At 36.6% G+C, this 15,170-nt stretch carries 13 protein-coding genes; 10 read left to right on the forward strand and 3 right to left on the reverse strand.

The window, feature by feature from the left end; all coding sequences use genetic code 11:
• Window positions 1–61: 61 nt before the first annotated feature.
• From GWJ01_RS04155 to GWJ01_RS04195, 9 genes are all read left to right on the forward strand, one after another.
• Window positions 62–757 (forward strand): oligogalacturonate-specific porin KdgM family protein, encoded by a 696-nt coding sequence (locus GWJ01_RS04155; RefSeq protein WP_075672569.1) that lies wholly within the window; start codon window positions 62–64, stop codon window positions 755–757.
• 207 nt (window positions 758–964) lie between these two features.
• Entirely contained in the window at window positions 965–1,663 is a 699-nt protein-coding gene (locus tag GWJ01_RS04160; protein ID WP_109395244.1) for an N-acetylmannosamine-6-phosphate 2-epimerase, read from the forward strand.
• Window positions 1,660–2,529 carry an N-acetylmannosamine kinase gene (gene nanK, locus GWJ01_RS04165; RefSeq protein WP_109401648.1) on the forward strand — a complete coding sequence of 290 codons (870 nt, stop codon included), beginning with the start codon at window positions 1,660–1,662 and terminating at the stop codon, window positions 2,527–2,529. Before GWJ01_RS04160 ends, nanK begins: the two co-directional genes overlap by 4 nt.
• A 50-nt stretch (window positions 2,530–2,579) precedes the next feature.
• Window positions 2,580–4,070 carry a sodium:solute symporter gene (locus tag GWJ01_RS04170; protein WP_109395246.1) on the forward strand — a complete coding sequence of 497 codons (1,491 nt, stop codon included), beginning with the start codon at window positions 2,580–2,582 and terminating at the stop codon, window positions 4,068–4,070.
• A 13-nt stretch (window positions 4,071–4,083) separates the two neighbouring features.
• On the forward strand, window positions 4,084–4,557 hold the full coding sequence (gene nanQ, locus GWJ01_RS04175) for an N-acetylneuraminate anomerase (protein ID WP_109401647.1): 474 nt from the start codon (window positions 4,084–4,086) through the stop codon (window positions 4,555–4,557).
• A gap of 189 nt (window positions 4,558–4,746) precedes the next feature.
• Window positions 4,747–5,634, forward strand: a complete 888-nt coding sequence (locus tag GWJ01_RS04180; protein WP_088494247.1) for a MurR/RpiR family transcriptional regulator — start codon at window positions 4,747–4,749, stop codon at window positions 5,632–5,634.
• 172 nt (window positions 5,635–5,806) lie between these two features.
• Window positions 5,807–6,697, forward strand: a complete 891-nt coding sequence (locus GWJ01_RS04185) for a dihydrodipicolinate synthase family protein (RefSeq protein WP_109401646.1) — start codon at window positions 5,807–5,809, stop codon at window positions 6,695–6,697.
• Between the two features lie 179 nt (window positions 6,698–6,876).
• On the forward strand, window positions 6,877–7,593 hold the full coding sequence (locus GWJ01_RS04190) for a hypothetical protein (protein ID WP_161710731.1): 717 nt from the start codon (window positions 6,877–6,879) through the stop codon (window positions 7,591–7,593).
• Between the two features lie 101 nt (window positions 7,594–7,694).
• Window positions 7,695–9,677 (forward strand): acyltransferase family protein, encoded by a 1,983-nt coding sequence (locus GWJ01_RS04195; RefSeq protein ID WP_161710732.1) that lies wholly within the window; start codon window positions 7,695–7,697, stop codon window positions 9,675–9,677.
• Between the two features lie 81 nt (window positions 9,678–9,758).
• Here GWJ01_RS04195 and GWJ01_RS04200 read toward each other — a convergent pair whose 3' ends face one another.
• Genes GWJ01_RS04200 through GWJ01_RS04210 form a run of 3 tightly spaced genes read right to left on the reverse strand, consistent with a single transcriptional unit; the run spans window position 9,759 to window position 12,589 of the window.
• Window positions 9,759–10,472: an MgtC/SapB family protein gene (locus GWJ01_RS04200; protein WP_109395250.1), complete on the reverse strand. Its 714-nt coding sequence runs from the start codon at window positions 10,470–10,472 to the stop codon at window positions 9,759–9,761.
• A 34-nt stretch (window positions 10,473–10,506) separates the two neighbouring features.
• Window positions 10,507–11,754: an MFS transporter gene (locus GWJ01_RS04205; protein WP_109401643.1), complete on the reverse strand. Its 1,248-nt coding sequence runs from the start codon at window positions 11,752–11,754 to the stop codon at window positions 10,507–10,509.
• A gap of 13 nt (window positions 11,755–11,767) precedes the next feature.
• Complete coding sequence (locus GWJ01_RS04210; RefSeq protein WP_109395252.1) at window positions 11,768–12,589, reverse strand: MBL fold metallo-hydrolase; 822 nt, start codon at window positions 12,587–12,589, stop codon at window positions 11,768–11,770.
• Between the two features lie 345 nt (window positions 12,590–12,934).
• Here GWJ01_RS04210 and GWJ01_RS04215 point away from each other — a divergent pair, with 345 nt between their 5' ends.
• Entirely contained in the window at window positions 12,935–15,142 is a 2,208-nt protein-coding gene (locus tag GWJ01_RS04215; RefSeq protein ID WP_161710733.1) for an extracellular solute-binding protein, read from the forward strand.
• The last annotated feature ends 28 nt before the right edge of the window (window positions 15,143–15,170 follow it).

Genomic DNA, 15,170 nt, shown 5'->3' on the forward strand with positions numbered 1-15,170 from the left:
AAATAACTCATCAAGATCTCCTTTGTTAATTCAGGGGATCTCACCTTTTTGGAAAAATATTATGCTAAATAAAAAGAAGAAACTTTTATTGTCATGCTGTACTTTATTAATGTCATCTCAATTATATGCGACTACATTAGACTTTCGTCATGAATATGCAGACTCTACTCGAATTAATAAAGATAGAGTTGCATTTATTCACTCTTTTTCAAATGGTGTTGGTTTCTATATTGATGCTAGCGTTAAATCGGGTGGTGTTGATGGTGAGAAAGATAAACTATTCAGTGATGTTGTTAATAATGCTATTGAAATGGGATTAAGTTATAACTATAAACTAAATAACTATATTACATTACAGCCTGGTCTTATTTTTGAAACCGTAACAGATACTTCTATATATAAACCTTATTTAAAAGCACAATATAACTTTGATAATGGTTTATATATTGCAGGACGTTATCGTTTTGATTATGCCCGTAAAACAAAACAAGGTGTTGATGATGAAAAAACAAATCGTCTTGATGGTTTTATAGGTTATAAATATAACAAATTTAAAGTGGAATATGATTATACTCAAATGTATAGCGACGCCATAAAATATGATAATAAAAAACGCAATTATGAGCATAACGTCGCTTTCTCTTATCAAATCAACAGTACTTTCACACCTTATATTGAAGTTGGCAATATGGCTGTAAGCCCTCTCAGTGATGATCGTCAGACACGTTATCGAGTCGGGTTGCAGTTTCATTTTTAATTTAAGTTAAGTAACACGGAATAAAAAAGAGGAAGAGTGGTGGAAACATCACTCTACTTTTTATTTTGTTTATTTATCAGTGTGTTAGAAGATATTGATTATTGTTTGATCTTCTTCACAAATTACTGTTTTTTTGATTGAGAAATTAAACTCCGTAAAATATTATAATTTGGAGTTACATTTCAAAAAAGAGAACAGTGAGTCAAAATGGCGCTAATTGAAAAGATGACTAAAGATATTCAACAAAAAGGCGGACTGATTGTGTCTTGCCAGCCTGTTGATAATAGCCCAATGGATAAGCCAGAGATTGTTGCTGCAATGGCTCAAGCAGCGGTAAATGCAGGAGCAATCGCTGTGCGTATTGAGGGAATTGATAATTTAAGAGCAACTCGTCCTCTTATTGATGTGCCGATTATTGGCATTGTGAAGCGTGATTTACCTGATAGCCCAGTAAGGATCACTCCGTGGCTTAGTGATGTTGATGACTTAGCTAAAGCGGGCGCCGATATTATTGCTTTTGATGGTACTGATCGTGTGCGTCCTATACCAGTGAAAACACTATTAGCTCATATTCATCGTTTAGGAAGATTGGCGATGGCAGATTGTGCCACCTTTGACGAAGGTATGTATTGCCAAGAGTTAGGCACTGAATTTATTGGCTCAACGATGTCGGGTTATACCGGTGGTGAGATACCAAAACTACCTGATTTACAACTTGTCACCGCATTGGCCGAAAAGGGATGCCGAGTGATTGCCGAAGGGCGTTATAACACACCAATGATTGCCGCAAGAGGAATGCAAGCTGGTGCTTGGGCTGTCACAGTAGGCTCTGCATTGACGCGTCTTGAGCATGTCTGTGATTGGTTTACTCAGGCATTAAAGTGGCAGCAGGAGTTAGATAAATGAATACATTAGCAATTGATATTGGAGGAACAAAAATCTCGGCGGCACTAATCAGTCGAGATAACCAATTGACACAACATACTCAGATAGCCACACCCGCAAGTGCATCACCAACGCAACTTTATGAAGCTTTAGTTGCTATTACTACACCACTAAAAAGCGATGCAGATAGAGTTGCTGTCGCATCAACAGGGATTATTTGTAATGGCATTTTGACCGCATTGAATCCGGGTAATTTAGGTGGACTAAAAGACTTTCCTTTAAAAGAAACACTCGTCGCACTTACAGGATTGCCTTGTTGGCTACTCAATGATGCTCAAGCAGCCACATGGGCTGAATATGATCATCGTCGTGAAACTATTTCCGATATGGCATTTATCACCGTATCGACAGGTGTTGGCGGTGGCGTAATTCAACAAGGACAACTCTTTACAGGAAAGCGAGGTATTGCAGGTCATTTAGGTCACACGCTTGCCGATCCTCATGGCCCACTTTGTGGTTGTGGTCGCTATGGTTGTGTTGAAGCAATCGCTTCTGGTCGTGCAATTGCATCACAAGCGACACGGGAGCTTGCTGGAAAAGATGCAAAAGCGATTTTTGCTGCCTTTCATCAGGGAAACTTACAAGCAAAATCAATTATCGAACGTTCAGCAAACATCATTGCAAATTTGGTGACCGATATTAAAGCAACAACAGATGCTGATTGTGTCGTTCTTGGAGGAAGTGTTGGGCTGGCAAAGGGATATATCGAACTCGTTCAAGCAGCCCAGATAAAGCAACCAGTTGCATTACAAGTGCCGATATTATCGGCTCACTATCATCATGATGCCGGGCTCTGGGGCGCTGTCCTTTGGGCTAGAGAGCAATAAAAAACTGTCGTAAAACTTACCTTTTACCCTACATATGGCAGGACTAAAAAATGCAATTACATGATTTTGGTTTTATTAACTATGCAGTGCTGTTTGGTTATTTAGCTGCAATGTTACTCGTGGGTGTTTATTTCTCTAAACGCCAAAAAACAGCGGATGATTATTTTCGTGGAGGAGGCCGGGTTCCTGGGTGGGCCGCAGGGGTTTCTGTTTTTGCGACTACTTTAAGTTCTATTACTTTTATGTCGATCCCAGCAAAGGCCTATACTTCCGACTGGACTTTTATTATCGGGCAATATTTAGCTATCGCTATTTTGCCATTAGTTTTTTATTTTTATATTCCTTTCTTTAGAAAATTAAAAATCACTTCGGCTTATGAATATTTAGAAGCACGTTTTGATATACGCAGTCGTTTATTTGCCAGCCTTTCATTTATGTTATTCCATATTGGTCGGATTGCCATTATTACTTATTTAACTGTACTTGCTTTACGCCCTTTTATGGGTATTGACCCTGTTGTTTTAATCGTACTGATTAGCTTGCTCTGTATTATTTATACTTGGATGGGCGGAATTGAAGGTGTTATTTGGACGGACGTTATCCAAGGGTTATTGCTTTCAGGTGGTGCAGTTCTTATTTTTATTATGATCTGCTTTAAAGTTGATGGCGGAATTAGTGAAATTTTCACAGCAACATCACAAGCTGATAAATTCTTTCCTACGACTCAATTTCGTTGGAGTTGGACGGATAGCACTATTCCTGTTTTGATGATTGGATTTTTATTCGCTAACATTCAACAGTTTACAGCAAGTCAGGATGTCGTACAGCGTTATATCGTGACGGATTCTATTGAAGAAACAAAACGTACACTAATAACAAATGCGAAATTAGTTGCCATTATTCCTATCTTCTTCTTTGCTATTGGATCTGCTTTGTTTGTGTATTACAAACAGAATCCTAATTTCTTACCTGAAGGCTTTAATACAGGAGGTATTCTGCCTCTGTTTATTGTGACTGAAATGCCTGTTGGTATTGCTGGATTAATTATTGCAGCTATTTTTGCTGCGGCTCAATCCAGCATTTCGAGTAGCTTAAACAGTATCTCAAGCTGTTTTAATTCTGATATCTACACTCGTTTAAGCAAATCTGAACGCAGCGCTGAACAAAAAATGAAAGTCGCAAGATTAGTCATTATTGTTGCTGGTGTCTTCAGTAGTTTAGCTGCAATTTGGTTAGTTTTATCTGATGAATCTGAAATTTGGGATGCCTTTAATAGTCTGATTGGTTTAATGGGTGGCCCAATGACCGGTTTGTTTATGCTGGGTATTTTTGTCAAACGTGCTAATGCAGGTAGTGCAGTTGTCGGGATCATTGTCAGTATTATTGCTGTATTAGCTGCACGTTATGGCAGTGATCTTAATTTCTTCTTCTACGGAGTGATTGGTGCGATGTCTGTTGTTATCGCAGGAACAATTACAGCACCGCTTTTCGCATCAGCAAAACAAATTTCATTAGATGATAGTGAAACATCAGGAAACTAATAGGGAATAATCTATGTTATTTGGACACATATCAGATTTGGCTACAATGCCAGAAATGAATCCCGCGTTGCGTGACGCGATGGAAAAAGCATTAGCACTTGATCCTGCTTCACTTGCTCCGGGTAGTTATAAGATTGACGGTGAAACGCTATTTATGAATGTTATGACGTTTGATACACAGCCTCGTGAACAGAAGCGAGCTGAGTTACACCAGCGTTATATTGATATTCAAATATTGCTTAGTGGCGAAGAAATTATTGATTTTGGTATACAAGGCTCAGCACAAGACGTGGCGCCTTATAATGAGGCTGATGATTACCAACTAACCGACACAATAATAGGTCAACAGACCTTAACACTTTCATCAAGCATGTTTGCTGTTTTTATGCCTTATGAACCTCATAAACCGGGCATTTCGGCTGAAAATGGTGCAAACACACTGAAAAAAGTCGTTGTTAAGTTAGATGTCACCGCATTGACCGACTAATAATTACTATTTTTATTAAGCGCTTTATTTCTGATGTATCAGTAAGTTGTATTCTGATGCTATTAAGGAATAAAGCGTTTTTTATTATCATATTATTGTATGAGCAAGGCTTTTTTTAACCTGTTGGAATTGGTACTCTTGTTGGCAGAATTTTTTTCCGTGTATCTTCTGCAACCAAGGATAATCTCCATGACAGAACAGGCAACGACTCGATTAAAGCCGGGTAAAATACTTGATACGCTAGGCGCAATGAAAAATAGTCTAACGCGAGTATCACAGCGCATTGCAGACTATATCCTGTTCCATCCTACAGAAGTTACTCAGCTCTCTATTGCTCAACTTTCACAAGCAACAAAAGCGGGTGAAGCGACGGTTGTGCGTTTTTGCCGTACATTGGGTTATAAAGGGTTTCAAGATTTTAAAATGGATTTGGCGATTGAAATGGCGACCTCTGATAATGAAGAGTCACCTATTCTTGATGCAGAAGTGACCCATCAAGACGATATCCATACCATTGGTTTAAAACTTCAAGCAACGATTAATAACGTATTATCAGAGACATTAAATCTGCTCGATATGAAGCAAGTTCAAGGTGCTGTAAATGCTTTATTATCAGCAAATTATATTTTTATTTGTGGTGTTGGCTCTTCAGGAATTACAGCAGAAGATTTAAAAAATAAACTTATGCGAATTGGCTATCGTGTTGATGCTGTTACAAATAACCACTTTATGTATATGCAAGCCTCTCTATTAAAACCAGGCGATGTGGCTATTGGAATTAGCCATTCCGGTAATTCTCCTGAAACGGTCCATGCTCTTAAATTAGCTAAAGAAGCAGGAGCCAGCACGATCGCATTGACTCATAATTTAGGCTCACAAATTATGGAGTATGCTGATCATCATTTAATTAATGGTAACCGACAAGGGAAACTGCAAGGTGACTCTATTGGTACAAAAACCGCACAACTCTTTGTATTAGATCTTCTTTATACGCTATTAGTGCAAGCTCAGCCTGATATGGTTAAAGAGCAAAAACTGCGAACATTGAATGCGCTAAAACAGACTCATTCCGCATAAGTTTATCTCTACATTGTGTGATTTTTAGTGAAAATTGGCTAAAGATCACACTTTCATTTTTCTCTTCCTTTAATGCTCATTTCGTTATTGCGTTCTGAAGTATTGCTCCCTAATATAGAGTTAAGCTCCATAAAATTAATAGAAAAGAAATTAACCTCCAAAGGAAGTTATCATGAACAAACTCTCTGGACTGATTGCCGCACCTCATACTCCTTTTGCAACTGATGGTAGCGTTAATTATCCTGTCATTGATGAAATAGCTAAACACCTAATTGCAAGTGGTGTGACAGGTGCTTATGTATTAGGAACAACAGGCGAAGGTATTCATTGTTCTGTTGAAGAACGTAAGAAAGTGGCTGAACACTGGGTTAGTGCCAGTCAGGGTAAGCTTGATCTTATTATTCATACAGGTGCATTAAGTATTGCTGATACGCTAGAACTTGCTCGCCATGCCGAAACCTTAGATATCAAAGCAACATCCGTTATTGGCCCTTGTTTTTTTAAACCAGGCAATGTTGATGATCTCGTTGAATATTGTCGTTTAGCGGCTGCAAGTGCGCCATCTAAAGGTTTTTACTATTATCACTCCACCATGTCAGGCTTAAGTATTGATATGGAGAAATTCTTACAAGTAGCGGGTAAAGCAATTCCAAATTTATCTGGTATGAAATTTAATTCTCCCGATATGTATGAATTCCAGCGTTGCTTACGAGTAGATGGCGGAAAATATGATGTGCCATTTGGTGTTGATGAATTTATTCCTGCGGGATTAGCCTGTGGTGCATTAAGTGCAGTTGGTAGCACATATAACTATGCTGCACCATTATACCTTGAAATTATTGAAAAATTTAAAGCTGGTGATCATGAAGGTGTTACTGCTTGCATGGATAAAGTGATTGCGATTATTCGTGTTTTAGTTGAGTACGGCGGTGTTGCAGCAGGAAAAGTAGCAATGCAACTGCATGGTATTGATGTTGGTGACCCTCGTCGCCCATTACGTCCAATGACGGCAGAGCAAAAAGCTGATGCTTTAGCGAAGTTTAAAGCAGCTAATTTTCTGTAATCGATTTGACTTTGATTGATAATTTTATAGATAGACCCATATTTCAACATCTCCCCCTTTGATGTGACAGTGGCTTTTAGAATAAAGCCACTTTTTTATTATTGACTCTAAAACTTGATTTTAAATGCCACTCAAACCAAAGTACTAATTATTGTCTTATTTTTAATTAAGGTGTCTTGATGGCATACGAATTTCTGACACAAGCAACGCTCAAAAAATTGGCAACTGGCGAAATTTGGCAACGACAAATTAATGATGAAAGTATTATTGATGTCAGCTTAAATGCAGGGTACTTAATGATTTCTCAGCCTGAAATTGAGGAAAGCTTTATTCCCTTTAGTCAGAAGTTAATGGTTTATTGCGAACAGCTTAAGCTTAAATTTCCATTTATTGAATTTACTCAGCCCCAAGAATTTCATTCCACATTATTAACGATTTGTAATCAACAAAATGAGCAATTTAAACTACAACGGCCTGTATTATTATCGTGGTGTCATGAGATTGCAAAAATCTTTAATCAAATAAAAAGTATTGGAATTTTATTTAATGACGTTGTCCTAACATCCAATGGTAGTCTGATATTAACGGGTATTTCAGAGGAATTAACACGCTTTAGGCAACAGATTTATCAGCAGATCCCAATTGAAAGTAAACTTCATAAAGACATTATCCATATTACGCTTGGGCGATTACGTGATAGTACGTCATCAGCAGATATGAAGAAGCTTTATGATGAGCTAGAGCAAAACCGATCATCATTAATACATTATGCGATTAACACTCCTATCATTATCCGACATCCAAAATTTGTGGTAAGCAAAGGTTCACTTTCCTCTGAAGTACAATTGGGTTTAACGATGGAATTTAATCAGTTATGGCCATTTAGGTGTTATTAATCATAAATATTAAATCGCATTCATCTTTTTGTGACTAAAGCGATATAGCTAATTAGTATATAATTCAACGATTCTTTTTATTCGGATTATGTGTTTGAATTATGAATGTAAAATATCGTGCTGATATCGATGGTTTAAGAGCGGTCGCTGTTATTCTGGTTATCCTGTTCCATTTGGATAATCGCTTAATTCCTTCGGGATTTATTGGTGTCGATATTTTCTTTGTGATCTCTGGTTTTTTGATCTCGTTGATAATTAAAACTTCATTGTCACAAGGTAATTTTTCATTTCGTGATTTTTATAATCGTCGATTATGGCGATTACAACCACTTTATCTTGTTGTACTAATTTCAGTTCTAGTGATATCTGGACTTTTTTATCTACCTAGTGATTATTTAGATATTACGAATAGCGAGAAATATGCCTCAGCCTTTCTCTCTAATAAATATTTTGCGAGAGCAACAACCAGCTATGCAGCGCAAGATGCACTATTTTTACCGTTATTGCATACGTGGTCTTTAGCGATAGAGTGGCAATGGTATCTTTTCTTGCCTTTTGCTCTTTATTTTCTACACAAAATTAATGTAAAAGAAAGAGTTAATCATTTTTATCCGGTGGTATTAGTCACTGTTATTTCATTTGTTCTGGTGTTTTATTACCAGAAAGACCAACCGAAAAATTATTACTATTTTAGTACGCGGATCTTTGAATTTATGTTGGGAGCTTGTGTTGCCTACTTCCCAACAAAGATAAAACCTAATCGAAGAATAAATGATGTTATTAGCTTAATTGCGCTAGGTGTTATTGTTTGGGTTGCATTTCAAAACGATATTATTGCAGATTATCCGAATCTTAATACGTTGTATGTTTGTCTTGGTGCTGCGCTAATTATTTATACTGGACAACATGGAAGTATTATTGAAAAAATACTCTCGTTAAAGCCAATCGTGATCGTTGGGTTATTATCTTATTCTCTCTATTTATGGCATTGGCCATTATTTGCTGTTGCACGCTATGTTGGTGTGTTTAATACAGAATTGCAAAAGGGATCACTGTTAGCATTAACCTTATTGCTATCAATTAGCTCTTATTTTCTGATTGAAAAACCGTTTAGAAGAAAGCGTTTAGCCTTTAAATATTCCATCACTCTCTTGTTAATTGTTCCTATTTTATTCGCTTTGGGGCTAAATGCATTGAATGAAAAATATCAAGGTATTGGAGCAAGGCTTGGGCAAAATTACGTTAATTTAGAAGCAAAATTGAATCAGTTTGATTATCCCAATCGAACTAAATGTATGAATTTCGAAGCCTCTGATCCAGATAAAATGTGTCATATTGGTGAAGTAGGAAGCCAGAAAAAAGCCTTTTTATTTGGTGATTCTCATGCAAATCATTATTGGGGCTTTATGGATATTTTAGGTAAAGACGCCAAAATAGATGTATATGCACAAGCAACTTCATCGTGTATTACGCTTCCTAATATTTATCTTTATGACTGGTCTAATCATAAAAATACAGTTTATCAACGTTGTTACGATCAAACGGCGAAATATTATCAACTTATCAGGAATGGTCACTTCGATTATGTAATATTTGGGCAAGTTTGGAATAACTACGCGTCAAATCATGTCATTAATAAGATAGGTGATGTTAGAACCGTTGAAGAGTCTCGCAAACGCGTTGAGAAAGCGATGCGTGAAGCGCTTGATATAATTATTGCCACAGGGGCTAAGCCTGTTTTTATTAAAACAGTTAATTCTATGCCAAGTGGTTTTATGACCTGTTTTTATGAAAATGCAAAATTAAGAAAGGATTTTGCAGATAATAATTGTAACCCCAAAAACTATAAAGGTGAGGGAAATACATGGATGAATCAGTTATTTGTTAAGTTAAAAAAGGACTATCCAACCTTAATTATCATCGACCCTAAAGATGTGCAGTGTGATAAAAATATCTGTCTAACCGATATAGAAGGTGTGCCAGTATATCGTGATGTAGGACATATTACAGACTATGCTTCAACCATCTTTGGCATGATGTATTTAGAGCGTTTTGGTAATCCGTTAGTCGTGAAAAATCCTTAATAAGACAATTAATCGATCATCAAAATAATAAAAAAGTGCGCAGTTATCTAAGGTAGTGCGCACTTTTTACTTTTGAATATATTAATGATCTAAAGAAACAGAATGAACATGTTCAAGCTGTTTTAATGAGCAATAAAATTCGGGTAAGGTAATTTTTTGTCGGACTAACAGTTTCAAATTCACTTCAACACGCTCTTTTTTAATATCGCGAATAGTCAGATTTTCAATCACGTCTTTATGGTTTTTCAAATACTCAATTAAAAGAGGAACACCGCTTTCATGAGTAAATAACATGCGCACTTTAATCTTACCTAAGCGTTGGTTTTTCATCTGAAATAGCACCACTTGTGGGCTAAGTTGAATAGCCATAAAAAAGAGAACAGTCACAATCATGGCATGCCAATAAAAACCTGAACCACAAGCAATACCAACCCCTGCTGAAGCCCATACTATGGCTGCGGTTGTCAGGCCTGAAATGGCATCATCACGTCGATGCAATATAACGCCAGCGCCAAGAAAGCCGACACCACTGATAATTTGTGCTGCTAATCTCATGGGATCACTACGAATATTGTCTGAAATATTGGCGTAATATTCCGCAGATTGAATAGAGACAATAGTTAATAAACAACTGGCAACGGCAATAATGACACAGGTTTTAAAACCGACAGGTTTTCCCTTTGATTCACGCTCTAAGCCAATAAGGCCGCCCAAAATAAAGGCGGCCAGTAATTTAGCGATACTTGATAGTGATAAAGGGCCAATGCTGCCAACAAACTGAATTAATGCGTCCATGGTTTGCTCCTAACGTTGGCCTATTATTCTAAGACTAAGGAGTTACTGTGCCTTCTGGTACTTTCTTATCTTCGTTATTTTTCTTTTTACTCACATCATCTTTAAAGAAGAAGATAAAGAATAGGGTTACAACGGCAGCAACGATTGCTGGGTATATCCAGAATGTTGACCACTGTGGTAATGCAGCATCACCTGTTTCTGTTACGGTTGAATTAAAGATTTGACCACAAATAGTGGAAGCAAATAATAGGCCGAAACCATTAGAGACAATAAAGCGTAGGCCTTGTGCTTGAGCACGAATTTCCGGTTTGGCTTTGCGGTCAACATAGATATCACCAGCAGTAAAGAAGAAGTCCCAACATAATCCCTGTAGCATTAATCCGATAACGATAAAGTAAAACTCTGTATTTACCGCAGCATAAGAGAAGAATATTGAGCGAATGATCCAGCTAACAGCACCTAAAAGTAATGTAATTTTGAAGCCAAACTTCATTAAGAAGAATGACAATACAAACATAAACAGAACTTCGCAGGCTATACCTATTTGCATAATAGACGCTGCATTATTAAAACCTAATGCTTTAATAAAAACAGGAATATAAGCGGAGTACGCTGTTTTAGGGATCATTAAAACAAAGATACTAAACATTAAGATAGCGAAATAACGATCTTTAAATAATGAAAGCGCATCTAAACATAAAATATCACGAGTAGAGAATGGCTTACCTTTCGCTTTTGGTGGCGTGTTAGGTAAAGTAAAGCAGTAGAAACCAAGTAAAACACCTACAGCAGAAGCGATATACCAAGTCATCGTACTACCAGAGAAGCCCATTTCACCTAATATAAATCCGATAGCCATAAAACCAAACGTACCGAATACACGAATAATAGGGAAATATTTCACGCCATTAATATGGGAGAAACTAATACTATTTGAAAGCGCAGTTGTTGGATAAAACAATAATCCAATAATGAAAATTAAGAATAAAGTCATGCCACTGTTTTGTGCTTCAATAAATTGAGGAACACAAATAATGACTGCGGCATTAATTAAATGAAGGATACCCATGACTTTTTGTGAAGCAAAGAAACGGTCAGCCACCATACCAATAAATAATGGAGAGATAATTGTAGCGACGCCTAATAAAGCGTAGGCATTACCAATAATGCTTGCCATACCATAGCTACTTAATACTAGCCCCATAGTCATATTCCACGCACCTTGCATGAAATATTGCACAAACATCATTATTAGTAAGCGAGAGGTTATTTTCATATCCATCATCGTTCTCCTCTTAATTTGTTTCTAACGTTAATCCGTCGTAGGCAACGCGGATATTATGAGGAGCACAAACAGCTTCTAATTCGTGATGAAGCAATTTACCACTATGTGAAATATGCGAAACGGCAATTTGTGTATTTTGATGTAAACAACTTTGCTGTTGCAGTTTTTCTTTTGCTGCAAATACGGTTTCTAGGCTCATATGATTATCGGTACGATCTTTACCATTGAGTCCATAAGTACATTCAAAAACAACGATATCTAGTGGTTTGTTCTCTAACCATTTCCACGTTAATTCAGGGAACCAACCAGAATCATGTCCATAGAAAATAACCTTGCCATCTTTCTCAATATGATAAACATAGCAAAGTTCCCATTTCGCATGATTAGCGAGTAATGGTGTAATTTTATAGCCATTTCTTTCGACAGTAACAAAAGGAATTAAGCAGTGAAAAGCAAAACGCTCTTTACTGTAACCAGGTAAAACTTCGATGCATCCATTAATCGCGCGATCATTACCAAAAATATGAAGAGGATGGTTAATTTCAAAACCATAACCTTCCATTCGGCTAAACAGATCGCCAACATTGAAATGATCTGGATGAGTGTGAGTGAATAGAAGGCTTTCAAAATTGGTAGCATCCATTCCATCACGCATTAATTGGTAACTAAATGTAGGTGATACGTCGATTAACATAATGTCATCGACAATGGCAGAAGAGTGAGTTCTGATATCTTTCCCACCAAGTTCTCTTGCTTTCAGGCAGTGTTCACAACGGCAGAAGGGATTGGGTATGCCTTCTGAGGCAGCCGTCCCTAAAAAATGAAGTTTCATAAGAAATCCCCTTATCCTATTGTTTTATTATGATTTTATTAATTATCTGGTGTTGGCTATCTGTAAGTTATAGATTGATTTGAACGTTCCAATAATAAAATGATGAAGATTATTTGCCAATAAATGAAGATCAGATCAGTGATCTTATTCAAATTAAATTTCTTATCGTATTGATTAATATTGATATATATTTTAATTGATATTGATAATCATTTATTTGTGATAAGTAACAAGCGCTTGTTTTATAAACAAATTAAAAATGGAACGTTCAAATCAATTAGCAGTAGTCGCGATAAATAATTCAGGTATGCTAGTGAAAGCAGAAATTGAGATGGAAAAAGGTCAATGGCAACGATTAAAGATATTGCAAAACTAGCAGGTGTCTCTCATGGAACGGTTTCTAACGTATTGAATAAACGTGGGAATGTGAGTGTTGAGAAAATTGAAGCTGTGTATCAAGCCGCCAAACAAATGGGCTATCAATTAAATACACAGGCTCAACTGTTAAGAACCAATAAAAGCCATAAAATTGCCATACTTCTACCTCAATTAGTTTCTGAAAAATATGCCGTTTTTTTTAATTCCTTAAGACAGTCTATTGCTCATTTTCCTGAGGTAACTTACGATCTTTTTTTAACCGATGATCTTGAAACCACCGAATTAGAAGCATTACAGAAAATTGCAGCAGGTGGCTATAAACAAGTGATCACCGTTAGCTGTCTTAAAGATGCAAATATTTATTTTGACACGTTAAAATTACCGCCTTCTCAAGTTGCATTTGTTTATCGTGAACCACTAAATGTTCAACGATATTTCACACTCGATTTTGCTCAAGCCGCAGAAGCTATTTGCCAACAGGTTGCAAAAACCACAGGTAAATTAGTGGGCATTTTTATGGGAAGTAGCGACTATTTAAATAATCAAAACTTTGCCAATGAATTACAAAATCGACTTTTAGAGAATGCACCCAATAAAAAAAATGTGGTGCTTTGTGCGTCAGATGAAGAAAGTTATAAAATTGCGTTTGATTTCTTTTCTATGGAGCAAATCCCAGACATATTTATTGCTCAAGATATAGAGAAAGCTCGTTATTTAACACAAGCCAGCTATTTCGGTAGCCATAATGATTGCCCTCCTATTTTTGCATTGAGCGACAATATTCCACCTGTATTAAAAGGGTTGTATTACTTTCCAATGAATTACGCTCAACTTGGATTAGAAGTCATGGATGCATTAATGCAAGAAGAGTATGAAAGTGAAATAACTGAAAAGAATGTGACTTTTGTGCGTAATCAAAGCGATCATCTTTATACATTAACGCCGGCAGTTGTCAGTGAGGATAAAGCAGATATAAGTCTTAATTTATTGATTTTACCTAGCCCTTCAACCAGTGCATTAAAAAAGCTGCTACCCCATTTTTATCGCCAAACAGGCATTAAAGTTAATTTAGCAATACATCCATACGATGAAGTTTATCAAATATTAAGTCAGTTACATTTACATCCATATTATGATTTATTGCGTATTGATATGGCTTGTTTTCCTTGGTTTGCGGAAAGAATACTACAGCCATTAGATAAAATCGGTAACGGATTAACAGATTTATTAAATAATTTTTCACTGCCTACTCAGCAGAAATTTAGTTTAGTGAATAATGTTGCTTATGCCATGCCTTTTGATGCTAGTGCGCAACTCCTATTTTATCGAAAAGACTTGTTTGAAGATCCTATTCTAAAAAGAATGTATTACGAAAAAACAGGTAATGAGTTAATTGTACCGACGACATTTGAAGAATACGATAATGTGACGCAGTTTTTTACTGAACAACATGAAGAAGGGCAATTAAGTCGCCCAATGGGAGCTTCAACAACATTGGGTAGTGCAGGATTGATCGCAACAGAATATCTATTACGTTATTACGCAAAAGGCGGGCGCTTAATAGGAAGCCATAATATTCCTAGATTAGAAATGCCTTTAGCAAGTGAAATATTAGAAGAATATTTAAAACAGTTGTCGATCACTGAGAATATTCATAATAAGTGGTGGAGTGAGTCGGTTAGACAATTTGAGCAAGGGCATCTTGCTATGCTTATCGCTTATATGAATTTATTTAACGATGTTGCTCATAGCAATATTTTACCTAAAACAGGTTTTGCACCTGTACCAGGAAGTATTCCGCAATTAGGCGGTGGCGTATTAGGGGTTTCACGTTATAGCCAAAAATCACGATATGCAGAGCAATTTTATCGTTGGCTTTATTCCCCTGTGGTTATGGATCACCTTATTTTATTAGGTGGAAACAGTAATCATCAAAATTTCAGCCATAACCAAGAAATTAGCCATCGTTACCCATGGATGACATTAGCTTATCAAGAAATTAATAAGGGAATACGAGAATCGTCAGTACCAAATGGCAAATTATTTAATTTGCGCCAAGCCGAAATTATTATCGGACAAGGTATTACTAATGTCGTTAATAATATTATGACGATAGACGAGACTATCGAATATATAAATCAGCGTTTGTTAATAGATACTCAAGGTGAGCGGTAGGGTTTACTGATTGTTATAAAAATGGCAG

The organism is Proteus sp. G2618 (assembly GCF_009915995.1).
GTDB classification, from domain to species: domain Bacteria; phylum Pseudomonadota; class Gammaproteobacteria; order Enterobacterales; family Enterobacteriaceae; genus Proteus; species Proteus terrae.

Bases quoted from the DNA above. Each gene is read 5' to 3' on its own strand.
- GWJ01_RS04210 (WP_109395252.1), bottom strand. From the start codon at position 12,589: ATGAAACTTCATTTTTTAGGGACGGCTGCCTCAGAAGGCATACCCAAT.
- GWJ01_RS04160 (WP_109395244.1), top strand. From the start codon at position 965: ATGGCGCTAATTGAAAAGATGACTAAAGATATTCAACAAAAAGGCGGA.
- GWJ01_RS04205 (WP_109401643.1), bottom strand. From the start codon at position 11,754: ATGGATATGAAAATAACCTCTCGCTTACTAATAATGATGTTTGTGCAA.
- GWJ01_RS04190 (WP_161710731.1), top strand. From the start codon at position 6,877: ATGGCATACGAATTTCTGACACAAGCAACGCTCAAAAAATTGGCAACT.
- GWJ01_RS04170 (WP_109395246.1), top strand. From the start codon at position 2,580: ATGCAATTACATGATTTTGGTTTTATTAACTATGCAGTGCTGTTTGGT.
- GWJ01_RS04195 (WP_161710732.1), top strand. From the start codon at position 7,695: ATGAATGTAAAATATCGTGCTGATATCGATGGTTTAAGAGCGGTCGCT.
- GWJ01_RS04180 (WP_088494247.1), top strand. From the start codon at position 4,747: ATGACAGAACAGGCAACGACTCGATTAAAGCCGGGTAAAATACTTGAT.
- GWJ01_RS04185 (WP_109401646.1), top strand. From the start codon at position 5,807: ATGAACAAACTCTCTGGACTGATTGCCGCACCTCATACTCCTTTTGCA.
- nanK (WP_109401648.1), top strand. From the start codon at position 1,660: ATGAATACATTAGCAATTGATATTGGAGGAACAAAAATCTCGGCGGCA.
- GWJ01_RS04215 (WP_161710733.1), top strand. From the start codon at position 12,935: ATGGCAACGATTAAAGATATTGCAAAACTAGCAGGTGTCTCTCATGGA.
- GWJ01_RS04200 (WP_109395250.1), bottom strand. From the start codon at position 10,472: ATGGACGCATTAATTCAGTTTGTTGGCAGCATTGGCCCTTTATCACTA.
- nanQ (WP_109401647.1), top strand. From the start codon at position 4,084: ATGTTATTTGGACACATATCAGATTTGGCTACAATGCCAGAAATGAAT.
- GWJ01_RS04155 (WP_075672569.1), top strand. From the start codon at position 62: ATGCTAAATAAAAAGAAGAAACTTTTATTGTCATGCTGTACTTTATTA.